General features: G+C 61.8%; 22 protein-coding genes. 8 read left to right on the forward strand and 14 right to left on the reverse strand.

Translation table 11 applies throughout. From position 1 onward, the window contains the following. Both SynMINOS11_RS07515 and recJ read right to left on the reverse strand, forming a co-directional pair. A complete protein-coding gene (locus tag SynMINOS11_RS07515) occupies positions 1-1308 on the reverse strand; it encodes a chloride channel protein (protein ID WP_186547681.1) in 1308 nt (435 codons plus the stop codon). Further along, on the reverse strand, positions 1308-3158 hold the full coding sequence (gene recJ / locus SynMINOS11_RS07520; RefSeq protein ID WP_186547683.1) for a single-stranded-DNA-specific exonuclease RecJ: 1851 nt from the start codon (positions 3156-3158) through the stop codon (positions 1308-1310). Before recJ ends, SynMINOS11_RS07515 begins: the two co-directional genes overlap by 1 nt. A 78-nt stretch (positions 3159-3236) precedes the next feature. Between recJ and SynMINOS11_RS07525 the strand changes: the two genes are divergently transcribed. Next, positions 3237-3929 carry an HAD-IA family hydrolase gene (locus SynMINOS11_RS07525; RefSeq protein WP_255445346.1) on the forward strand — a complete coding sequence of 231 codons (693 nt, stop codon included), beginning with the start codon at positions 3237-3239 and terminating at the stop codon, positions 3927-3929. Continuing rightward, the gene (locus SynMINOS11_RS07530) at positions 3926-4270 is read left to right on the forward strand and encodes a DUF565 domain-containing protein (protein WP_011935904.1); all 345 of its coding nucleotides are present in this window, start codon (positions 3926-3928) and stop codon (positions 4268-4270) included. Before SynMINOS11_RS07525 ends, SynMINOS11_RS07530 begins: the two co-directional genes overlap by 4 nt. Before the next feature lies 1 nt (position 4271). Here the strand turns inward: SynMINOS11_RS07530 and rpmF are convergent, their stop codons facing one another. After that, positions 4272-4451 (reverse strand): 50S ribosomal protein L32, encoded by a 180-nt coding sequence (gene rpmF, locus SynMINOS11_RS07535; protein WP_011935905.1) that lies wholly within the window; start codon positions 4449-4451, stop codon positions 4272-4274. Positions 4452-4591: 140 nt separating this feature from the next. On the opposite strand from rpmF, the gene ftsH reads away from it, so the two are divergent. Continuing rightward, a complete protein-coding gene (gene ftsH / locus SynMINOS11_RS07540) occupies positions 4592-6310 on the forward strand; it encodes an ATP-dependent zinc metalloprotease FtsH (RefSeq protein WP_255445543.1) in 1719 nt (572 codons plus the stop codon). Here the strand turns inward: ftsH and SynMINOS11_RS07545 are convergent, their stop codons facing one another. Beyond that, on the reverse strand, positions 6311-6586 hold the full coding sequence (locus SynMINOS11_RS07545; protein WP_043738138.1) for a MoaD/ThiS family protein: 276 nt from the start codon (positions 6584-6586) through the stop codon (positions 6311-6313). Between the two features lie 37 nt (positions 6587-6623). Next, positions 6624-7910 carry a threonine synthase gene (thrC, locus tag SynMINOS11_RS07550; protein WP_011935908.1) on the reverse strand — a complete coding sequence of 429 codons (1287 nt, stop codon included), beginning with the start codon at positions 7908-7910 and terminating at the stop codon, positions 6624-6626. Positions 7911-8030: 120 nt separating this feature from the next. Here thrC and SynMINOS11_RS07555 point away from each other — a divergent pair, with 120 nt between their 5' ends. After that, entirely contained in the window at positions 8031-10796 is a 2766-nt protein-coding gene (locus tag SynMINOS11_RS07555; protein WP_186547689.1) for a UPF0182 family protein, read from the forward strand. Between the two features lie 57 nt (positions 10797-10853). Here SynMINOS11_RS07555 and fba read toward each other — a convergent pair whose 3' ends face one another. Then, the gene (gene fba, locus SynMINOS11_RS07560; RefSeq protein WP_011935910.1) at positions 10854-11927 is read right to left on the reverse strand and encodes a class II fructose-bisphosphate aldolase; all 1074 of its coding nucleotides are present in this window, start codon (positions 11925-11927) and stop codon (positions 10854-10856) included. Positions 11928-12089: 162 nt separating this feature from the next. Here fba and SynMINOS11_RS07565 point away from each other — a divergent pair, with 162 nt between their 5' ends. Next, positions 12090-12257 carry a hypothetical protein gene (locus SynMINOS11_RS07565; RefSeq protein ID WP_011935911.1) on the forward strand — a complete coding sequence of 56 codons (168 nt, stop codon included), beginning with the start codon at positions 12090-12092 and terminating at the stop codon, positions 12255-12257. Here SynMINOS11_RS07565 and SynMINOS11_RS07570 read toward each other — a convergent pair. The 6 genes from SynMINOS11_RS07570 to SynMINOS11_RS07595 all read right to left on the reverse strand — a co-directional run bounded on the left by SynMINOS11_RS07570 (position 12244) and on the right by SynMINOS11_RS07595 (position 16924). Next, positions 12244-13458: a glutathione S-transferase family protein gene (locus tag SynMINOS11_RS07570; RefSeq protein ID WP_186547691.1), complete on the reverse strand. Its 1215-nt coding sequence runs from the start codon at positions 13456-13458 to the stop codon at positions 12244-12246. The genes SynMINOS11_RS07565 and SynMINOS11_RS07570 overlap by 14 nt on opposite strands. 141 nt (positions 13459-13599) lie before the next feature. Continuing rightward, positions 13600-14226, reverse strand: coding sequence for a DUF2301 domain-containing membrane protein (locus tag SynMINOS11_RS07575; RefSeq protein ID WP_011935913.1), 627 nt, complete (start codon positions 14224-14226; stop codon positions 13600-13602). Next, entirely contained in the window at positions 14223-15221 is a 999-nt protein-coding gene (locus SynMINOS11_RS07580; RefSeq protein ID WP_186547693.1) for a glutathione S-transferase C-terminal domain-containing protein, read from the reverse strand. The genes SynMINOS11_RS07575 and SynMINOS11_RS07580 overlap by 4 nt, the downstream gene beginning before the upstream one ends. After that, a complete protein-coding gene (locus SynMINOS11_RS07585) occupies positions 15218-16135 on the reverse strand; it encodes a carbon-nitrogen hydrolase family protein (protein WP_186547695.1) in 918 nt (305 codons plus the stop codon). The genes SynMINOS11_RS07580 and SynMINOS11_RS07585 overlap by 4 nt, the downstream gene beginning before the upstream one ends. After that, on the reverse strand, positions 16132-16281 hold the full coding sequence (locus SynMINOS11_RS07590) for a hypothetical protein (protein WP_186547697.1): 150 nt from the start codon (positions 16279-16281) through the stop codon (positions 16132-16134). The genes SynMINOS11_RS07585 and SynMINOS11_RS07590 overlap by 4 nt, the downstream gene beginning before the upstream one ends. Before the next feature lie 430 nt (positions 16282-16711). Beyond that, entirely contained in the window at positions 16712-16924 is a 213-nt protein-coding gene (locus SynMINOS11_RS07595) for a hypothetical protein (RefSeq protein ID WP_011935916.1), read from the reverse strand. A 142-nt stretch (positions 16925-17066) separates the two neighbouring features. On the opposite strand from SynMINOS11_RS07595, the gene SynMINOS11_RS07600 reads away from it, so the two are divergent. The 3 genes from SynMINOS11_RS07600 (at position 17067) to SynMINOS11_RS07610 (ending at position 17879) form a co-directional block, all read left to right on the forward strand. Then, entirely contained in the window at positions 17067-17351 is a 285-nt protein-coding gene (locus SynMINOS11_RS07600; protein WP_255445347.1) for a hypothetical protein, read from the forward strand. Between the two features lie 62 nt (positions 17352-17413). Then, positions 17414-17659 (forward strand): hypothetical protein, encoded by a 246-nt coding sequence (locus SynMINOS11_RS07605; protein WP_186547701.1) that lies wholly within the window; start codon positions 17414-17416, stop codon positions 17657-17659. A gap of 76 nt (positions 17660-17735) precedes the next feature. Continuing rightward, a complete protein-coding gene (locus SynMINOS11_RS07610) occupies positions 17736-17879 on the forward strand; it encodes a hypothetical protein (protein WP_186547703.1) in 144 nt (47 codons plus the stop codon). A gap of 10 nt (positions 17880-17889) precedes the next feature. Here SynMINOS11_RS07610 and SynMINOS11_RS07615 read toward each other — a convergent pair whose 3' ends face one another. Next, positions 17890-18357, reverse strand: coding sequence for a secondary thiamine-phosphate synthase enzyme YjbQ (locus tag SynMINOS11_RS07615; RefSeq protein WP_186547705.1), 468 nt, complete (start codon positions 18355-18357; stop codon positions 17890-17892). Beyond that, positions 18358-18531, reverse strand: coding sequence for a hypothetical protein (locus SynMINOS11_RS07620; protein WP_186547707.1), 174 nt, complete (start codon positions 18529-18531; stop codon positions 18358-18360). Positions 18532-18567: the final 36 nt, after the last annotated feature.

Raw genomic sequence — 18567 nt, forward strand, 5'->3', positions numbered from 1 at the left:
TTACGCCTTCGGTAGTTCCGGCTCTTCTGGCAAATCGTCCTTACCGAGAAAGATCTCGGTAAGGGCGTGATAAATCGGCTTGGGTTGCAGCCAACGGCTGATGTAAGCCGCCATGGCACTGGTCACCAGCAGTCCGGGGACGCAATCCAGCGCGCCGGTCAGCTTCAAGGTGAAAAGCGCCGCAAAGATCGGCAGTTGGGTGGCTCCAGCCAAGCCGCCAGCCATTCCGCAAATCATGCCGATCAATCCGGTGTGACCGCTAAACCACGGCATCACAACGGCTCCGGTGACGCCACCAAAGGCCAGGGCCGGATCGATCAGGCCGCCAGGAATTCCTGATCCCAGCACCAAGATCGGCCCCAAGACCCGCTCTGCAATCACGGCAAGGCCCGACCACAGGGGCACCTCACCAGCGTTGTTGATGATGTCGTGCAGAACAGCGGAACCTTCCCCCAACACGCGGGGGTTCCCCAGGGCCATCAACAGCATTCCAAAGCCCAGCAGCAAGCCCATCGGCAGCGGGTAGCGAACAGCCAGGGGTGCCACCTTGCGGGTGAAGGTGAGCAGCAGATAGCTGAACAGCGCACCGATCAAACCGCAGGCCACACCAACTGGCAGGGCCAACAGCATCTGCATGGGGCCTTCCACCAGCATGGGCAGCTCGCCGTAGGCAAAGGTGGGCTGCCCGCCATAGGCCGCTACCAGGGAAGCCAGCAGGGCGACGGGCAGCGACGACCACACCAGCGGCAAGTTGAAGCGCTTCAGCAGATCTTCTGCCGAAAACAGAATGGCCACCAAGGGCGTGTTGAAGCCTGCAGCCAAGCCAGCACCACCGGCGGCAGCCAACAGAACAGGCATGCCAATCTCCCGCAGGGGGCCTTTGAGGCTGCGGCGCATCAGCCAAACCGCACTGGCACCAACGAAGACAACCGGACCTTCCCGGCCGATCGGCAGCAAGCAGCCAGCGGCAATCGACCAGAGCACCAGCCGCGACAGCAGGGGCCGCAGGCCCAACAACTTGGGAGCGAGCTCAGGGTCTTCGATGCAGGCATCCGCCTGAGGAATGCCAGAACCAGCTCCAGGCCGCAGCCAGCGCTGCTGCAGCTGCAAGACAAGTGGCATCGCCACCAGTGGCAGCAACACGAACCAACCCAGGCCTTCGCCAAGGGCAAACACATCGGTCAGAACGTGATCGCTGATGCTGTCGATCTCGTTGAGCGGGATGCAAATCACCCCGATCACCAAGCCCAGCAACATCAACGGCAGCATCAACGGCAACCAATTGCGCGGTGCTGAGGCCACAGACATCAGGCAACAAAGCCGAGAGCAAGAGCAGCATGCTGCACCAGCTCAGCGGTATCGGGGTGAGATTGGACCGGGTCGGAATTGTCACCAGGGGTTTGGGGCCACTGGCAACGCAATTCGCGCCCCTCTGGATTACGAATCACCAAGGCATCGCCCTGGCGCTCGCACTGATAGCAGCGCTGCCGGCGCCAGAGGGTGACCCGTTCATGCAGGGCGGGGCGTAGGGCCTCCAATTCCAATTGCAGCCTGGGCTGCCCCTGCCAGTGGTCTTCTTTGAGGCGAAAAGCCAGATCAAGCGTCGGGCTGCTGGGCTCAGGACCACTCCAACGCCAGGCAATCGCACTCAGTGACCCCGTCGGGACAGCCAGTTCGAGCAGTAGGTGACCGCCGCGAAGCAAGCGCTGCCGTTTGACCTTGCAGTGTCGAGCCCAAAAGAGGGGACTGGGGTTGGCAGCGCCAAATGGTTCCAACCGTCGCAGTTGCTGAAGAAAATCACGGTCGATTTGCTCCAGCGGCAGCAAGGCTTCGGGGCGCAGCACCAAGGCATGCTCCCGGCCCGCAAGCCAGTCATTGGCCAAGCCATTGAGCCGCTCATGCAGGGCGGCCACCTGGGTGGCCTGAACGGTGAATCCGCCGGCGGCGGGGTGACCGCCAAAGCGCTCCAACAGATCAGCACAGGCCTGCAACGCGGCATCCACCGCAAAACCCTCAGGGGCCCGCACCGATGAGCGCAACCGACCATTGCCCTCCCCAGCGAGCAGGGCGACCGGCAGACCCCAGCGCTCCACCAAGCGAGCAGCCACGATGCCAATCACGCCGTGGTGCCAATGGTTTTGGGCCAATAAAAGAAAGGCTGGCCGCTGATCACCATCGGCTTCCACCAGCGCATTGGCCTCCGCTTCGATGCCGTCACAGAGCTCACGTCGCTGCCGGTTCAGTTGTTCACAGCGTTCCGCCAGCTCCAGAGCACGATCGGCATCGGCGGTGGTGAGCAGCTCTACAGCAAGCTGTGGATCGGCCAAGCGACCCACCGCATTGAGGCGCGGGGCCAAGCGAAAGCCAACCCCTTGGCTGTCGATGGGGCGATCCTCCAGACCGGCGAGTTCCGCTAAGGCCCGCAGTCCCGGCAACAGCGAACGGTGCAGTTGCGGCAGGCCCTCTTGCAGCCAGCGGCGATTCACACCAGTCAGCGGCGCCATGTCGGCGATGGTGCCAATGCAGAACAAATCCAGAGCTGTGCGCAGCGCCTGGGGGTTGCGCAGTCGCTCGGCCACAGCAGCCGCCAAGACGTAGGCCAAACCAACGCCAGCCAAACCGCGGTAGGGCGAGCTGGGCGGTGTGAGAGCTGGATGCAGCAGAGCCAAGAGCGGTGGACGCTGCGGCGGAATGGTGTGGTGATCGGTCACGATCACCTCCAAGCCCAACCCTTCAGCACATTCCAGGGCTTCTCGCGCGCTGATGCCGTTGTCGACGGTCACCAGCAACTTGACGCCCTGCTCAGCCAGGCGCTCCACCATGGCGGCATTGAGGCCATAGCCCTCGCTTTGCCGGCTAGGAATCGCCGCCTGGGGTTTGGCCCCCAAACGGCTCAGCACCCCCACCAACAGGGCGGTACTGGTCATGCCATCGGCGTCGTAATCGCCGCAGACCGCCAAGACTTGGCCTTCACGACAGGCCTGCAGCAGCCGCTGCACAGCAATTTCAAGATCGGGAAAGTGGGCCTTGGCCTCCGGTGCCGGATCGGGCTGCAACAGGCTTTGCAGCTCCTCTTGGCTTTGCACCCCACGGCGCTGCAGGACCGCCACCAGAGCCGGGGGCAGCGCGAGCGATTGGGGGAGAGGCAGCGGTGGCAACGGGGCCGGTAACTGCCAATGGGGAGCCGAAGAGGTGCTGATGGGAGCCGCCTAGGGTTCGCGCAATTCCACTGCATGATGCCCCGCCTGCAAGCCCTGCTCTGGGACGTGGACGGCACCTTGGCTGACACCGAGCAGCAGGGTCATCGGCCAGCCTTCAATGCCGCCTTCGCCGCCGCGGGATTGCCGTGGCACTGGGACACCAGCACCTACCAGCGGCTGTTGCACACCAGCGGTGGACGCGAGCGGATCCTGGCCTGGATGGCTGAGGTGGCTCAGCGCGATGAGGGCCTTGCCGCCGAGCTACACCGCAGCAAACAACAGCACTACAGCGAGCTATTGCGCCGGGGCAGCGTCCCATTGCGTCCTGGCGTCTTGACCTTGGCCTGCGAAGCGGCGGCAGCTGGGCTGCAGCAATGGATTGTCACCACCAGTGGGCGCGCTGCCGTGGCGGCGCTGCTCCACAACACACCGGAGCTGGAGGCCTGTTTTGGCGGCTGGATTTGCGGCGACGACGTGCAACGCAAAAAACCGGATCCAGAGGCTTACACCCTCGCCCTGGAGCACTTGAAGTTGCCGGCCTGCGAGGTCCTCGCCATTGAGGATTCACCCCAAGGCCTCGCCGCTGCCAAGGGCGCTGGGCTTGAGGTGGTGATCACCACAGACAACTGGAGCGGCGGCGCCACAGCCCTTGCCGAGGCCGCTTTGGTGGTGGAGCATCTCAGCCAGGGGCCTGTGACCCTCAAGCAGCTCAGCGCCCTGTTGCCATGACCCAACCGCCGCTGCAAAACACCCGGTTTAATCAGCTGCAAACCACCGTTGGCGAACGCCTGCTCGGCTGGGTCACCAGACGCTGGCGCGACAAAAGCGTGGCGCTGATCGCCCTGTTTGCCGGTGGATACACAGCAGCCAACGTCACCACGCTCTACCTCAGCCTGCTGAAGGTGCAGAGCCTGGGCGCGCTGGGGCTGCTGTTGTTTTTTGAAGTCCTGATCCGGCTGCGCCAGCGTTACGCCGGCCAGCAGCCTGGATTGGCCTGGATTGCGATCGACAACTTCCGGATCGGGTTTCTCTACCTGATCGTTTTAGAAGCGTTCAAGATCGGCAGTTAACTCAGGATTCAGCCTCGCCGTCCTCTTCAGGCATCGGGTAAACGAAACCTTGGGCACGGCCACTGAGAACGGCCTTACCAGCCGACAACGCCTTGCGTGCAGCCACGCGGGCTTTGGCTTTCCAGTGGGCATGACGCTGGTCGCGCTTCCCTTTGGAGGTTTTCTTCTTGGGAACGGCCATCGCTGCTCAAATGCCGGCAAACAGAAATTGTCTGTTCTCGAGAGTCCCTTCGTCAATCGCTAAGCTCCGGTCAGAAAGCCAACGCAGTGGCGATAGGTGATTTGAGCGACTCACCGAGTTACAGCCAACTGCTGGAAGCCATGCGCGCCGGCCAAGTGGAGCAGTTGGTGCTGCTTCCCAACCAGGATCTGGTGCAGGTTCAGTTCAAAGACGGGAAGACGTCCAAGGTCAATATTTTCCCGAACGACCAGGAGGTGCTGCGCACCGCTGAGGCCCACAACGTGCCCCTCGATGTGCGTAACAGCCAGGGGGAAGCCGCCATGACCGGCCTGCTGGTCAATGGCTTGTTGGCGGTGATGGTGCTGGGGCTGTTGGTCTTGCTCTTCCGGCGCTCCGCCAACGTTGCTCAGAAAGCGTTGGGCTTTGGCCGCACCCAAGCGCGGGTGCAACCGGAAGGATCCGTGGACGTGCGCTTTGACGACGTCGCTGGCATCGACGAAGCCAAAACAGAACTGCAGGAAGTGGTCACCTTCCTCAAAGAACCTGAACGCTTCACGGCACTGGGCGCCCGGATTCCCCGCGGCGTGCTGTTAGTTGGCCCTCCCGGAACCGGCAAAACCCTTTTGGCCAGGGCCATTGCCGGAGAAGCCGAGGTGCCGTTCTTCACCCTGTCGGCCTCGGAATTTGTCGAGATGTTCGTGGGGGTGGGTGCCAGCCGCGTGCGCGATCTGTTCCGCCAGGCCAAGGCCAAGGCCCCCTGCATCATTTTCATCGACGAGATCGATGCCGTTGGCCGCCAACGCGGGGCTGGCATCGGTGGTGGCAACGACGAGCGCGAACAAACGCTCAACCAGTTGCTCACGGAAATGGACGGGTTCGAAGAGAACTCCGGAATCATCATGCTGGCGGCCACCAATCGGGCCGATGTCTTGGATACGGCCCTGTTGCGTCCAGGTCGCTTTGACCGCCAGATCATGGTGGAGCTTCCTGATCGCCGCGGCCGCGAAGCCATCCTTGGCGTCCATGCCCGCAGTCGACCCTTGAGCGATGAAGTCTCCATGGAACTCTGGGCGCGGCGGACGCCTGGGTTTTCCGGAGCGGATCTCGCCAACTTGATCAACGAGGCGGCCATCCTCACGGCCCGCCGTGAACGCACGTTCGTCGATGAGCAAGCCATGCACGACGCCCTGGAGCGCGTCACCCTCGGCATGGGGGCGAGGCCGCTGCAGGACAGCGCCAAAAAGCGCTTGATCGCTTACCACGAGGTGGGCCATGCCCTGATCACCACCTTGCTGCCCGCCGCCGATGCCCTCGACAAGCTGACGATCCTGCCCAGGTCCGGCGGCATTGGCGGCTTTGCCCGCACCACCCCCGACGAAGAGATTCTCGATAGTGGCCTGATCAGCCGGGCTTACCTGCAAGCCAGGCTCGTGGTGGCCATGGGTGGCCGCGCTGCTGAACTCGTGGTCTTTGGAGCCTCAGAAGTCACCCAAGGAGCCAGCAGCGACCTGCAGATGGTGACGCGAATTGCCCGGGAAATGGTGACCCGCTATGGCTTCTCCGTGCTGGGGCCGGTGGCCTACGAAAGCGATAGCGGTGAAGTGTTCCTGGGTCGCGATTGGACACGCCCTGAGCACGACTATTCCGCCAGCACCGGTCAAGCCATTGATCAGCAGGTGCAACAAATCGCCCGCCAAGCACTCGATCACGCCGTGCAGCTACTGGAGCCCCGCCGGCAGCTCATGGATGAGCTGGTGACGAACCTGATCGAGATGGAATCCCTCAGTGGCGATGAATTCAGGGAGCGGGTCGAGCGCTATGAAACCGCTCAGACGCAACCGGCTGTTGTCGCTGGCTGATCAGCCACCAGCCACGGCTGGAACGATGCTGACCTCATCACCATCAGCGAGTGCGGTGGCTTGGTTGTCGAGAAAGCGGATGTCTTCGCTATTGACGTAGACGTTGAGGAAGCGGCGCAGCTTGCCGTTCTCATCACAAAGGCGATTGCCCAGGCCGGGGAAGGTGCCATCGAGGGCCTTGATCAGCTCATCGACGCTGGTGGCCTCGAGGCTGACGGTGGCTTGATCAGCGGTGAACTTCTGCAGGGGGGTGGGAATCAGAACCTGAACGGTCATGGCAACAGCAAACAATCAGTCGAAAGAAGGGCGCTACTCAAACGCCAACGGTGTCCCAGGTGGCGCGCTGCAATGACTGGGCGCGCTCCCAGGCGGCATTGAAATCAGCCAATTGAGGATCGATGGTGAGCGGCTCACCAACGGCGGACGCCACCGCCTCGGTGGTCTTGAGGCCATTACCGGTGATGTAGGCAACGGTGGTCTCGGAGGGGTCGATCTTGCCTTGCTCCACCAGCTTCTTCAGCACGGCGATGGTGGTGCCACCGGCGGTTTCGGTGAACACACCTTCGGTTTCGGCCAAGAGCTTGATGCCCTCGATGATCTCCTCATCGTTCACCGCTGCGATCGAGCCGCCGGTGCGGCTAGCGATATCCAGGGCATAGGGACCATCAGCGGGGTTACCGATGGCAATGGACTTGGCGATGGTGTTGGGTTTCACCGGAGTGATGAAGTCGCGACCTTCGGCAAATGCTTGCGCAATCGGGGAGCAGCCCTCGGCCTGGGCACCGCTGAAGCGCACGTGCTTTTCCTCCACCAGGCCCACCTTCATGAATTCATCAAAGCCCTTGCGGATCTTGGTGAAGAGGGAGCCGGAGGCGAGGGGCGCGACGATGTGATCCGGCAGGCGCCAGCCCAACTGCTCGACCACCTCATAGCCCAGGGTCTTGGAACCCTCGGAGTAATAGGGACGCAGATTGATGTTGACGAAGCCCCAGCCATAGGTGTTGGCCACCTCAGAGCAGAGACGGTTGACCTGGTCGTAGTTGCCGCGAACCGCCATCAAGGTGGGGTTGTAGACCAAGGTGCCCAGGATTTTTCCAGCTTCCAAATCAGCTGGAATGAAGACGCAGCACTCCATGCCGGCGTGCGCAGCGATGGCGGCGGTGGAGTTCGCGAGGTTGCCGGTGCTGGCACAGCTCACCGTGGAGAAGCCCAATTCCCGGGCCCGGGTCAAGGCCACGCTCACCACCCTGTCTTTGAACGAGAGGGTGGGCATGTTGACCCCATCGTTTTTGATGTAAAGCTCCTTGAGACCGAGGCGGCGAGCCAAACGGTTTGCGCGCAGCAACGGGGTGAAGCCAGTGCCGACATCAATCGGATCACCCTCGATGGGCAGGAACTCGCGATAACGCCAAATCGAAGCAGGACCGGCCTCAATAGAGGCACGGCTGACGCGGGAACGGATGGCGTCGTAGTCGTAAACAACTTCTAAGGGGCCAAAGCAGACGTCTTCACAGACGTGACGCGCTTCGGGCGCATAGGCATGGCCACATTCTTTGCAGCGCAGGCCTGCGAAGGTCTGCGATGTCAGGGTTGCGGTCACACCGATGCAGCAGTTGCCCGAAACCGTAGCAGCGCCAAGCCCGGCTCCTGGTTAATCCCGACTCTCACCATCGGGTTTAGCTGATCATGCCAGATCGCACGTGCTGACTAGCCTCTGCCCATGAAACGTTTGAGCCGCCCCGCTGTGCTGCTGGCCATCGCCGCCGCGGCGATGGTGTTGGTCGTGCTGCCGCGGTTGTGGATTGAACTGCAGTGGTTTCAACAATTTGAACTGGGGCCCGTGGTGCTCAAGCGCTGGGGCTTGCAATTTCTGGCCTTGGCGCTGGTGCTGGGGATCGGCATCCCAGTGCAACTCAATCAGTTGCAGCGCTGCTGGAAGCTGCGCCGGCGTGACCAGGCCTACCGCGGCGAGAGCATGTTCATGCCCCTTCGCAGCTGGGGCTTACTGGTTTCACTGGTGATCGCGCTCGGCCTGTTGAGCACCGCCACCTCTTATTTATTTGTGCAGGCCCTCGGGCTGCTGCAAGAGCCGTTCAGCGGCATTGTCTTGAGCAGCTTCCCGGTGCTGGGGTCACTGCCACTGCCGCTGGTGCTGGGCATTGCAGCGGTGTTGTTGGTGTTTCTGCTGCGGTGGCCGCTGACCACCTTGAGAATCAGCCTCAGCCTGTCGATCCTGGCCTCAGCAACGGCCCTGGCTCGGGCCTGGAGCTTCTGGTTGCCGGCGATCTTGGCATCGCCGTTTGGCGAAGGCGACCCGGTCACCGGCATTGACCTCAGCTTCACAGTGCTGCGCTTACCGGCCTTCCAGTTGGTGCTCAGCGTGCTGATGGCCCAAGGCCTGGTCGGCTTAAGCGCCTGCTTTTGGTTGTGCCTCAGCCAAGGCAACACCTTGAGCGACTGGCGCTTCGCTGGTTTCAACCGTCAACAGCAAGCGGTGCTGCGGCCGCAGCTGGCGGTGCTGGCCCTGGTGGCCGCACTGATGGCCTCCCTGGCGCCGTTTGAACTCATGGTGCAAAGCCATGGCGTGGTGGCTGGTGCCGGCTGGGTGGATTTGCACTTGCGGCTGCCGCTGAGGCTTCTGCTCAGCCTGGTGCTGCTCACGATGCTGTTCAGCTTGCTGCTGCCACTGCCGCAGCGGCGGCGCCTGCTGTTGCCGGTGTCGATCACGGCACTGCTGTTGCCGATCGCGGAAGTCATCGCCGCACCCCTGGTGCAGAAATTGCTGGTGCAGCCGCGGGAACTGCAGATGGAGCGCCCCTATCTCAAACGCATGATCCAAGGCACACGGCAAGCCTTTGATCTCAACAGGATGCGGGTGAGCACGCTCAACCCCAGACAACAACTGACCGCCGCCGATCTCGAGCAGTCCCCCGGCACGATCGACAACATCCGCCTTTGGGACACCCAACCGTTGCTGGAAGCCAACGCCCAGCTGCAACAACTGCGGCTGGTCTACGACTTCTGGTCTGCTGCCGTTGACCGCTACCAACTCAGCGACGACCTCAGCCAAGGCCGGCAACAGGTGATGGTGGCGGCCCGGGAAATTGATGTCACGGCACTGCCCGCGACCTCCCGGACCTGGCTGAACCAACACCTTGTGTTCACCCATGGTTTTGGCTTCACCGTCTCACCGGTCAACAGCTGGGGCCCCGACGGACTACCGGAGTACTTCGTGAAAGATCTGGGGCGCAACAGCGTGGTTCAGGGGTTGCCCAACCTGGGTGTCACCACAGCCCAGGCCGTTGCAGCCTTTCCGATTGGCAAACCAGAGCTTTATTACGGCGCCTCGCCATCGCTCTATGCCGTGGCACCCAGCAAGGTGCGCGAGTTCAACTACCCCGATGGGGAAGAGAACCTCTATTCGCACTACAGCGGTGACGGCGGCCTCCCCATTGGCCATCCGTTGCAGCGGCTTCTGGCTGCGGCCTATTTGAGAGAACCACGGCTGCTGTTTGACGGCTCACTGCGGCACGACAGCCGCCTGCTGTTGCGGCGCCAAGTTCAAGAGCGGCTCGACGCCATTGCCCCCTTCCTCACCTTTGAAAGCCAGCCCTACCTCGTCACCGCGCGGGTTCCCGCCGTGGATGGCTACCGGGCTGAGCAGCACCAGTACTGGTTGCTCGATGGCTTCACCAGCAGCCGCTCCTACCCCTACAGCGCCGCCAACCCCAGCGGCATCCGTTACTTCCGCAACCCGGTCAAGGTGGTGGTGGATGCCCTCAACGGCCGTGTCTGGATCTACGTGATGGATCCCGGTGACCCGGTGCTGCGCACATGGCGCAATGCCTTCCCGGAGATGTTCCGGTCGTTGGAGTCGATGCCGCTGGCGCTGCGCGATCACCTGCTGGTTCCCAAAACCCAGTTCCAAGTTCAGGCCGAACGCTTGCTGCGCTTTCACGTCACCGATGTGCGCAGCTTCTACAACGGCGACGACGTTTGGGGCATTCCCAAGGAGATCTATGGCTCCAAGCAAGTGGAGGTCAGGCCGTACCACGTCACCATGCAATTGCCGGGCAAAGACACCCCGGAATTTGTGTTACTTCTGCCTTTCACCCCCCTGCGGCGGCCCAACATGGTGAGCTGGCTGGCGGCGCGCAACACCGTTGCCGATTACGGCCAACTGCGGCTGTGGCGTTTCCCGCAGCAACGCCTGCTGCTGGGCCCACAGCAGATCTCCGCCTTAATCGAACAGGAGCCTGAAATCAGCCGTCAATTCGGTCTTTGGAACCGAGAGGGCTCGCGCGTGTTGCAGGGCAACCTGCTGGTGATTCCCTTGGGCAAGGGACTGCTCTATGTCGAGCCGATTTATCTGCAGGCCCGCAACGGCGGCATTCCCACCTTGGTGAAGGTGATCGTCACCGATGGTCGCCGCTTTGTGATGGAGGACGATCTCAACAGCGCCCTGCGAAAGCTGGTGGCCTCGTAGGCACAAAAAAAAGGGCCCCGCAGGGCCCCTTCGATGCGTTGAACGTCTAACGCTGAATCAGGCAGCAACAGCAACCTTGCTGTCCAGGGCGCCTTTGGCATACAGGCCGGCGTAGTAGTTGATGTCGCGCTGCTTGATCTTGCTGGCGTTACCAGCGGCCCAGAACTGGGTGTAGCGATCCAAGCAGACCTGCTTCATGTACTTACGAGCCGGCTTGTTGAAGTGACGGGGGTCGAAGTTGGCGGGATCAGCAGCAGCCGCTTCGCGCACAGCAGCGGTGAAGGCCAGGCGGTTATCGGTGTCGATGTTCACCTTGCGCACACCATTGCGGATGCCCTCCTGGATTTCCTCGACAGGCACTCCGTAGGTCTCGGGGATCTGACCGCCGAACTTGTTGATCATCTCCAGCCACTCCTGGGGAACGGAGGAGGAGCCATGCATCACCAGGTGGGTGTTGGGGATGGCTTTGTGGATCTCAGCGATGCGGGAGATCGCCAGCACTTCACCGGTGGGCTTGCGGGTGAACTTGTAAGCGCCGTGGCTGGTGCCGATGGCAATGGCCAGGGCATCAACGTTGGTCTTGGAGACGAAGTCAGCAGCTTCAGCAGGGTCGGTCAGCAGCTGGTCCTTGGAGAGCTCACCCTCAAAACCGTGGCCGTCCTCGGCTTCGCCCTTGCCGGTTTCCAAAGAACCCAGGCAACCGAGCTCACCTTCAACACTCACGCCAATGGCGTGGGCCACGTCCACCACCTCTTTGGTGACCGCAACGTTGTAGTCGTAAGAAGCAGGGGTCTTGGCATCGGCTTCCAGGGAGCCGTCCATCATCACGGACGTGAAACCGTTGGCAGCAGCGCCGTAGCAGGTGGAAGGGCTGTTGCCATGGTCTTGGTGCATCACCACGGGGATGTCGGGGTAGGTCTCGACAGCCGCCAGGATCAGGTGACGCAGGAAGTTTTCACCGGCGTAGGAGCGAGCACCGCGGGAAGCCTGCAGGATGACGGGGCTATCGGTCTCGTAGGCAGCCTCCATGATCGACTGGACTTGCTCCAGGTTGTTCACGTTGAAAGCCGGGATGCCATAACCGTTTTCAGCGGCATGGTCGAGCAGCAGACGAAGCGGAACAAGCGCCATGGGGTACCTCGGATGGGGTGACTTCAGGCGGCGAAGCCACCCGGATGCCGGGCGACTTTACTCTGCAAGCCCCAGAACCCAAAACTCGGGGCTATCAGGTAGCGCTGGGCACATCAGGACCTCGAAGCGGGCGTCATAACGAGTGGAGAGTCCTTCCTTTGGATGGCCCAACAGTCCACCCCGATCGTCCCCCCCACCGACGGCTGCGATCGCTATCAGCAGGCGCGTCAGAAACCAGCCCTCCGCGAATCCAGCTACCGCAGCCCCAGCCTGCGCATCCTCTCGGCCCTCGATCCCACCCATCCACGGGTGTTGCTCAACGACATTTGAGAAACGGGGCCGGATCTTGATCCCGCCGGTGTCGCACGGGAATCGGCGGTCCTTGGCCTGGGCCTTGCAATGACGCGATGTCCTCCAAGGCCTGCCGCAACAAGCGGGCGGCATGCACTCCCATATCGCGCGGAACGCTGATGCGGTCCCGCAAGCTGCGCAAGCCACGCTCGGCGCCAGCGGTTGGTTGACAAGCAGTGCCCTGCATCAATCGGCTTAAGGCGCATCGCAAGCTGAAGTCATCCAATCCCTTGTGTTGCTGCAACAGCACCGCGCGATGCCGCAGCACACGGCCCAAGGCTTCGGCCGCTGCACCGCTCTGCTCCGCTTCGCTGGCATCGGAGAGCCCCTGCCAGGGGCCTTGATCAATCCGCTGCGACCACTGGGCCGATTGCGCGCTGCGATTGGAGTAACAGCCGCCCATCTGCGGCGGCAAATCATGGGCATGGGTGTGGTGATCGCTGCGGGTTCCGCGGTAGGTGCTGCGGCCATCAAGGCCCTGAAACCAGCGATCCAAGGCGGGCCAATGGCCCCGCAACTCATAGCCCTTGTAATACAGAAGGCTGCTGTTCATCCGTTCCACATACGGAACAAAGACCAGATCCGCGCTGCTGAAGCTCTCCAGGAACCAGGGGCCGTCATGGCGCTCGAGGGCCTCACTCACCCGTTGCATCTGGGCTTCAAACAGTTGCTGGCCTTGGGCTTCATCACCCGGGTAACAAAGCCACGTGCACCAGGCCCGGAACAAATCACGCTCCAACTGGCGCAAGCCCAGCATGCGGGGATGCTCCAAGGGAAGCCCTAGGGGGCCAAACGCTGCCTCCAAAACCAGAAGGATGCGATCGCTTTCGGTGATCAGCTCTCCATCGAGGGCCAAGGCAGGCAACATCCCCGATGGCACCAGGCGTTTAAACCAGGCTTCCTTCTCGCCGTAGCAAAACATCGTGACTTTCTCGATGCGATACGGCACCTGCTGCTCTTCGAGCCACAGCCAGACCTTCTGGCAATAGGGGCACCAGGCGTGATGGTCGCGGTAAAGCACCACCCGCACCTCCTCCTCGCTGCGGCCAAACAAGCGCAAGCGGGCCTGCGCATTGGTGGGCCCTTCCACCCGGTCGCCAGCCGGCGGTGCCAGAGCCTGCAACTCAGCCCACGACAAGGGCTCAACAGGCTCTGAAACGAGATGTGAGGAATCGGTCATCAAGCGAATCCAACCCGAAACAGGATGACTAAAAAGACGAAGGACCCGGCGACGAAGCCCCCGTCGGCCATGAGCCTCCTCGCTACGTGGACGCTCCGAAGAAGCCCCCGGCCTCGCTGGGGGTTTCTTTGTAGGCGCGCGTCAGCTCAGCTCACCGGCCAGCTTGGCAAACACGCTCAAATCCCCCAGGTCGGCCTCCTCGGGCATTGGGAATTTGCGCAGCGCTAGCACCATCAACAGCAGCGACTGGGCCGCCAACAGCACCGAGGCCACAGGCGCGGACCACAGCCCCAGCCACCAGCCCAACAGCAGCAGCGGTAAAAGCAGCGTCAGGCCAATCGCCTCAGGGCGCTGAAAGCAAAAAAACTCCTTAAATCCCAAGCCGGCCAAGGCTGCAAAGAAGGGGCCCACCAACCAAATCCAGACCGGCTGATCCACCAACTGCGGCAGCATCGACGCGGCACCAGCGCGGTAAGCCAACAGCCCAAAACCAGCACAGCCCAGCAGCCAAAACAGCTGCAAGGTCCGGTGCAACGGCACCAAATAGATGTGCACCCAGCGCAGCGCACCCCCCAAACCGGCAGCCATCAACAGCAACCAGGGCCAGCACCAGCTCGGCCCGAGCCATCGCCACTGCACCAGCAACGCCACCTGGGCCAGCGCCAGCAACAACAAACTCATCCGGTAGGCCAACACTTCACGGCGATGCTCCCCCGTCACCGTGTAGGGGCCGTAGACGCCTTCGTAGACAACCGGAGGAACGCTCATGTCTCCATTGTGGAGGGCACGGGCCGTTGCACCAACTGCTGCAATGCGGCGCCATCCATCGGGCCAGCCGGCACCAGAGCTGAGGGACGCAGTGGGAATAGCGCTCCGAAATAGTCGGTGCGCCAAGCCAGCGGATCACAGGTCTCCAGCACACCCGGCAAGGCCAGAAAACGGGCCCGCCACTGCCACAGTGCCGGGAGACACCAGAGCGGCTGGCGGCTGCAGCCAAACAGCGGGGCATACACCTGCTCCCAACGGATCAAGGTGGGAAACAAGCGCACATCCGCCAGGGTCAGTTGCGCGCCACAGAGCCATGGCCCTTGACCCGACAGGCTCTCTTCCAAGGCTTCAAGAGCAGCAAAGAGCGCGGCCTCAGCTCGGTCATAGGCGGTTTGGCTGCGGGCAAAGCCACAGCGATAGACGCCGTCATTGAGGGAGTGCTGCAACTGCTGCGACCACTGATCAATGGCCTCCAGCAAAGGCTCCGGTTCCAAATCCATCGCTGATCCGGGCCAGCGGTTGAGCAGTTGCACCAACTCCGCACTCTCATTGCTGAGGATCACCGGTGAGCGCGACTCGCTGCCTGGATCGAGCAGCAGCGGCACCGTGGCACGCTGCTGCGGGTTGGCCCCAGCCAAGCGATAGAGCTCTTGCAAGCTGCGGCAGCCCAACAGCGGCGCAGGGAAAACCCAGCGTCCAGCTTGAGGATCGGGCTCCACCAACACGAGGTTCACAGCATCAGCGAGGCCACAGAGCTGATGCACCAGGCGGGTTCGATGGGCCCAAGGGCAGCTGCGGCCAATGATCAATAGCGGACGTTGAACGGTTGTTGTGCACTGCTGCAGCAATGGCTCGAGTGGGCGTCCAGCGAATTGAGACGGGCGGCGCTGGTAGTTGCCCTCCGCATCAGCCGGAGCCAAGCCATCCATCAGTCGTTGCCATTGCCACCACCAGAGGCAACGGGCCGTGGCCACTAGCTGGGGGGGAATCGTCATGCTGATGGCTCAAGGCGGTAGACATCCCCTCGCCGTTGGCGAGAGGTGGGAATGGCCGCACGAGCGGCAGCGATTTGATCGAGGTCAAGTTCGGTGTGAACCACCTCTTCGCCAATGCCCGCCTCCGCCACGATGTGCCCCCAGGGATCCACCACCAGCGAGTGGCCATAACTTGGGTAGTCGCCTGAATCCTGCGGAGGCCTGGCGCTGCAGCAAGCCAGCACAAAAGACTGAGTATCAACAGCGCGGGCACGCATCACCAGATGCCAATGCAACGGCCCCGTTGTGGTGCTAAAGCCCGCTGGACAAGCGATCACATCACAGCTCAGCTGCTGCTGCATCAGCAGTGCCAACTCTGGGAAACGAATGTCGTAGCAGATCTGCAGACCAAGATTGGGCGGGGTTGCAGCACCACTGGCCAGGGGATCGCCCACACCCGAGAGAACGGTGATCTGATCGCCAGCCGTCAGGCTGTCTGACTCATGGAAGTGGATTCCACCGGGAATATCCACATCAAACAGATGCATCTTGCGGTGCTTAGCCAGCAAACAGCCCGCGGGGCTGATCACTGTGGCTGTGTTGAAAATGCGCCCATCGCTGCTGCATTCAGGAATCGAGCCAGCAATCACGCTGACCCGATGGCTGACAGCAAAGTCGGCCACCACCTTGAGGGAATCCGAGGGCCCATCACGCAGATCAGCGCCAAGCTCTGGAATGGGCTCAGCAAACTCAGCGAACCGTTCAGCTTGATAAGGCGAATTCCACACTTCAGGCAACATCAACAGCTTGGGCGAGCTCGACGTCCCCGCCTGTGTCATCGCCTGCTCGAGCCAATGGCGCACCTGTTGTCGATTGACCTGGGGCTCAGGGCTCACCTGGAACTGCACCAGAGCCACGGGCCAGAGCTGGCTCATCGTTGCGCGCCCGGCTGTGGCTGTTGCAGCACGGTGGTGGGCACACCTTCCACCGTGACGCCGAGGGCGGCAGCCCCATGGGCGTCGTGAGCCATCAACGGCAGTGGCGACAAGCTCAACAGCAAGGCCAACGGAACAAACCGCATCAAAGGAGCTTGACTGAACGGAGACTATTCAGTCCAGAGCTTGGTTCTTGGCGGCTTAAGCCATCTTTTGAATTTTGCGGGGGGAGCGTTGGCGGAACGAATTCCCCCCTTGGCCCACGGGGCTTGCTGTGGACCTCGCTGGACAATCGCACTGTTAAAACCTGAAAAACGTTCTGGGCACTACAGGCAACAACAAGCCTCAGGGGCTTCTCAGTGAGTTCTCAGAATCTGCCCATGCCTGAGCCACCGGCAACAACAATGCGCACTGAAAGAGTCAACCAGTCAGCGGGTCTTCTCATTGTTCAACTTTTGTCGTCAATGCAACATCTCACCTGCTAATCGTCTCGCTAGAAATGAACCAAGACCTGTGGTAACCGGTCTTCAACATGGGCAGTGGCACTCGTGAGCAGCGGGTGCTTTTTATTGGGATTCATTCATCGTTCTGTTGCTGCCGCATCAACCAACGCCGATCAGCCCACTGGGTCACCACATAAACAGCAATAAACATCGGCAAATAAGCCACCCACATGTTGCTGAGTTCAAGACCACTGTTATTGATCAGCACCAAGCCTGAATAGCTCAAAAGTCCATAAATCCCCGCACGGCGAACAGCGCCAATGGCCTTGGATGTACCCGATGCCATCTGTTGAATCCGAGAACGCCAAACCTACGGGACACCAAGCCAAGCTGACAGCGCAAGCAGGCGCAGCCAGGCTGTGAGTTTCAGGAGTCAACCCATGCGCCACTGGATGACACTGCTACTTGGCGCATCCGCGCTCATGCTGATGCCCAATGCAACGCAAGCTGCCCAGAACTGTGGGCCCGATGCGCGTTGGGTTCAAACCGGAGCAGCCCTGGGCGCGGGCTATTGCCAACCGAATGGACGCCGTGATCATCAGGTTTGCGCCATTGGCTATCACTACGCCGGCGAGGGCATCTGCCGCCGCAATGGTGATTGGTGGGATGGCCGCCGCCCAATCAATTGGGGGCCTGAATACCGTCCTGGCCGGGCAGATGGCAGCGTTAGCTTCGAAGGCCCCAATGGCGGGAAGATCCGCGTGCGCTGGTAATTCCCGCGTTCGCTTTCAAGCACGCCATCGACGGCCACCATGAAACAAGACGCTCTGCCGGCATGAACCGCCCTCTCGTCGTCATGGCCTCACTCCTGCTGGGCAGCCCGGCCAGCGTGATGGCGCAACCTGATTTGGTGAACTGCGAAGACTTTGGCTTCAACGCGCCGATGAGCTGCCTCGATGGCGTTCAGCCCACAGCTGGTCCGGTGCCCAGCGAGGCCAACATGTCCGAGCCCACTGGACCTGAGGGCTGGGACTTTGGCGGTGAACCAGGGGTCGACCCTGGATTCCTAATGCCCTTTTGAGCTCCAATCCAGCTCAGGGGTTGTCGCCAACTCACGCGAACGGAGCCATGGTTGGCCTAGCGCGTCGCCGCAATCCATGGGCAAAGCAGGAGTGATTGCCATCGCAGCTGCCATCGCCCTGGTCGTTGGCCTCAGCCTGGTGGAGCGCGCTGCAGACACGGGCAATGTCAGCCCAGACGAGTTGCCGCGCCAAGCGCCAGATAATCCGCTGGCGGAGTGAGGCACACGCCCTACGAGCCCAACAGATGCAGGGCAATGCGGCGGGATGATCCCCGCGCACGCCACTCACACAGATACACGGCCTGCCAGATCCCGAGCTGTAGGCGCCCGCCAACCACACTCAGGTTCAGGGTTTGGGATGTCAGCGCTGTTCTGATGTGGGCCGGCATGTCGTCATCGCCTTCATCGTCATGGCGGTAGCGGTGATACCCCTCCCGCTCCCCCAGGGAATTCACCCCGATTTGAGGCGCGACACGCCGCATCCAAGCCGCCAGGTCCTCCAATACGCGGGGATCGGCGTTTTCGTTGATCGTTAACGAGGCACTGGTGTGCAAACAGGTGAGATGCAGCACACCCACTTGAATGCCGGTGGCAGCAATCCACTGATTCAGCTCGGGATCAATGCGCTGGAAACCCTCGCCACGGGTGAGAACCTGCAACTCCTCATGGGCCTGCAGAAGGACGGCTTGCGAAGCCATTCAGCTGATCGAAGGACTACCTCCAGCCTGATCCTCGGTGGAGCACTGCAACAGGCCTTGGGCGGTGGGGTCCTGGGCACTCAGCCTCGCCAAAATCCGCTGCTGGTCAACAGGGGAGAGCTCCCCATCGGCAGCCCACTTGAGGCTGGTGTCGTCGTGACGAATGGAATCCATGTCAGCGTTCTCTGACAGTGGCGAAAATTTAGGGGG

This window comes from Synechococcus sp. Minos11, from assembly GCF_014279855.1.
Taxonomy (GTDB): domain Bacteria; phylum Cyanobacteriota; class Cyanobacteriia; order PCC-6307; family Cyanobiaceae; genus RCC307.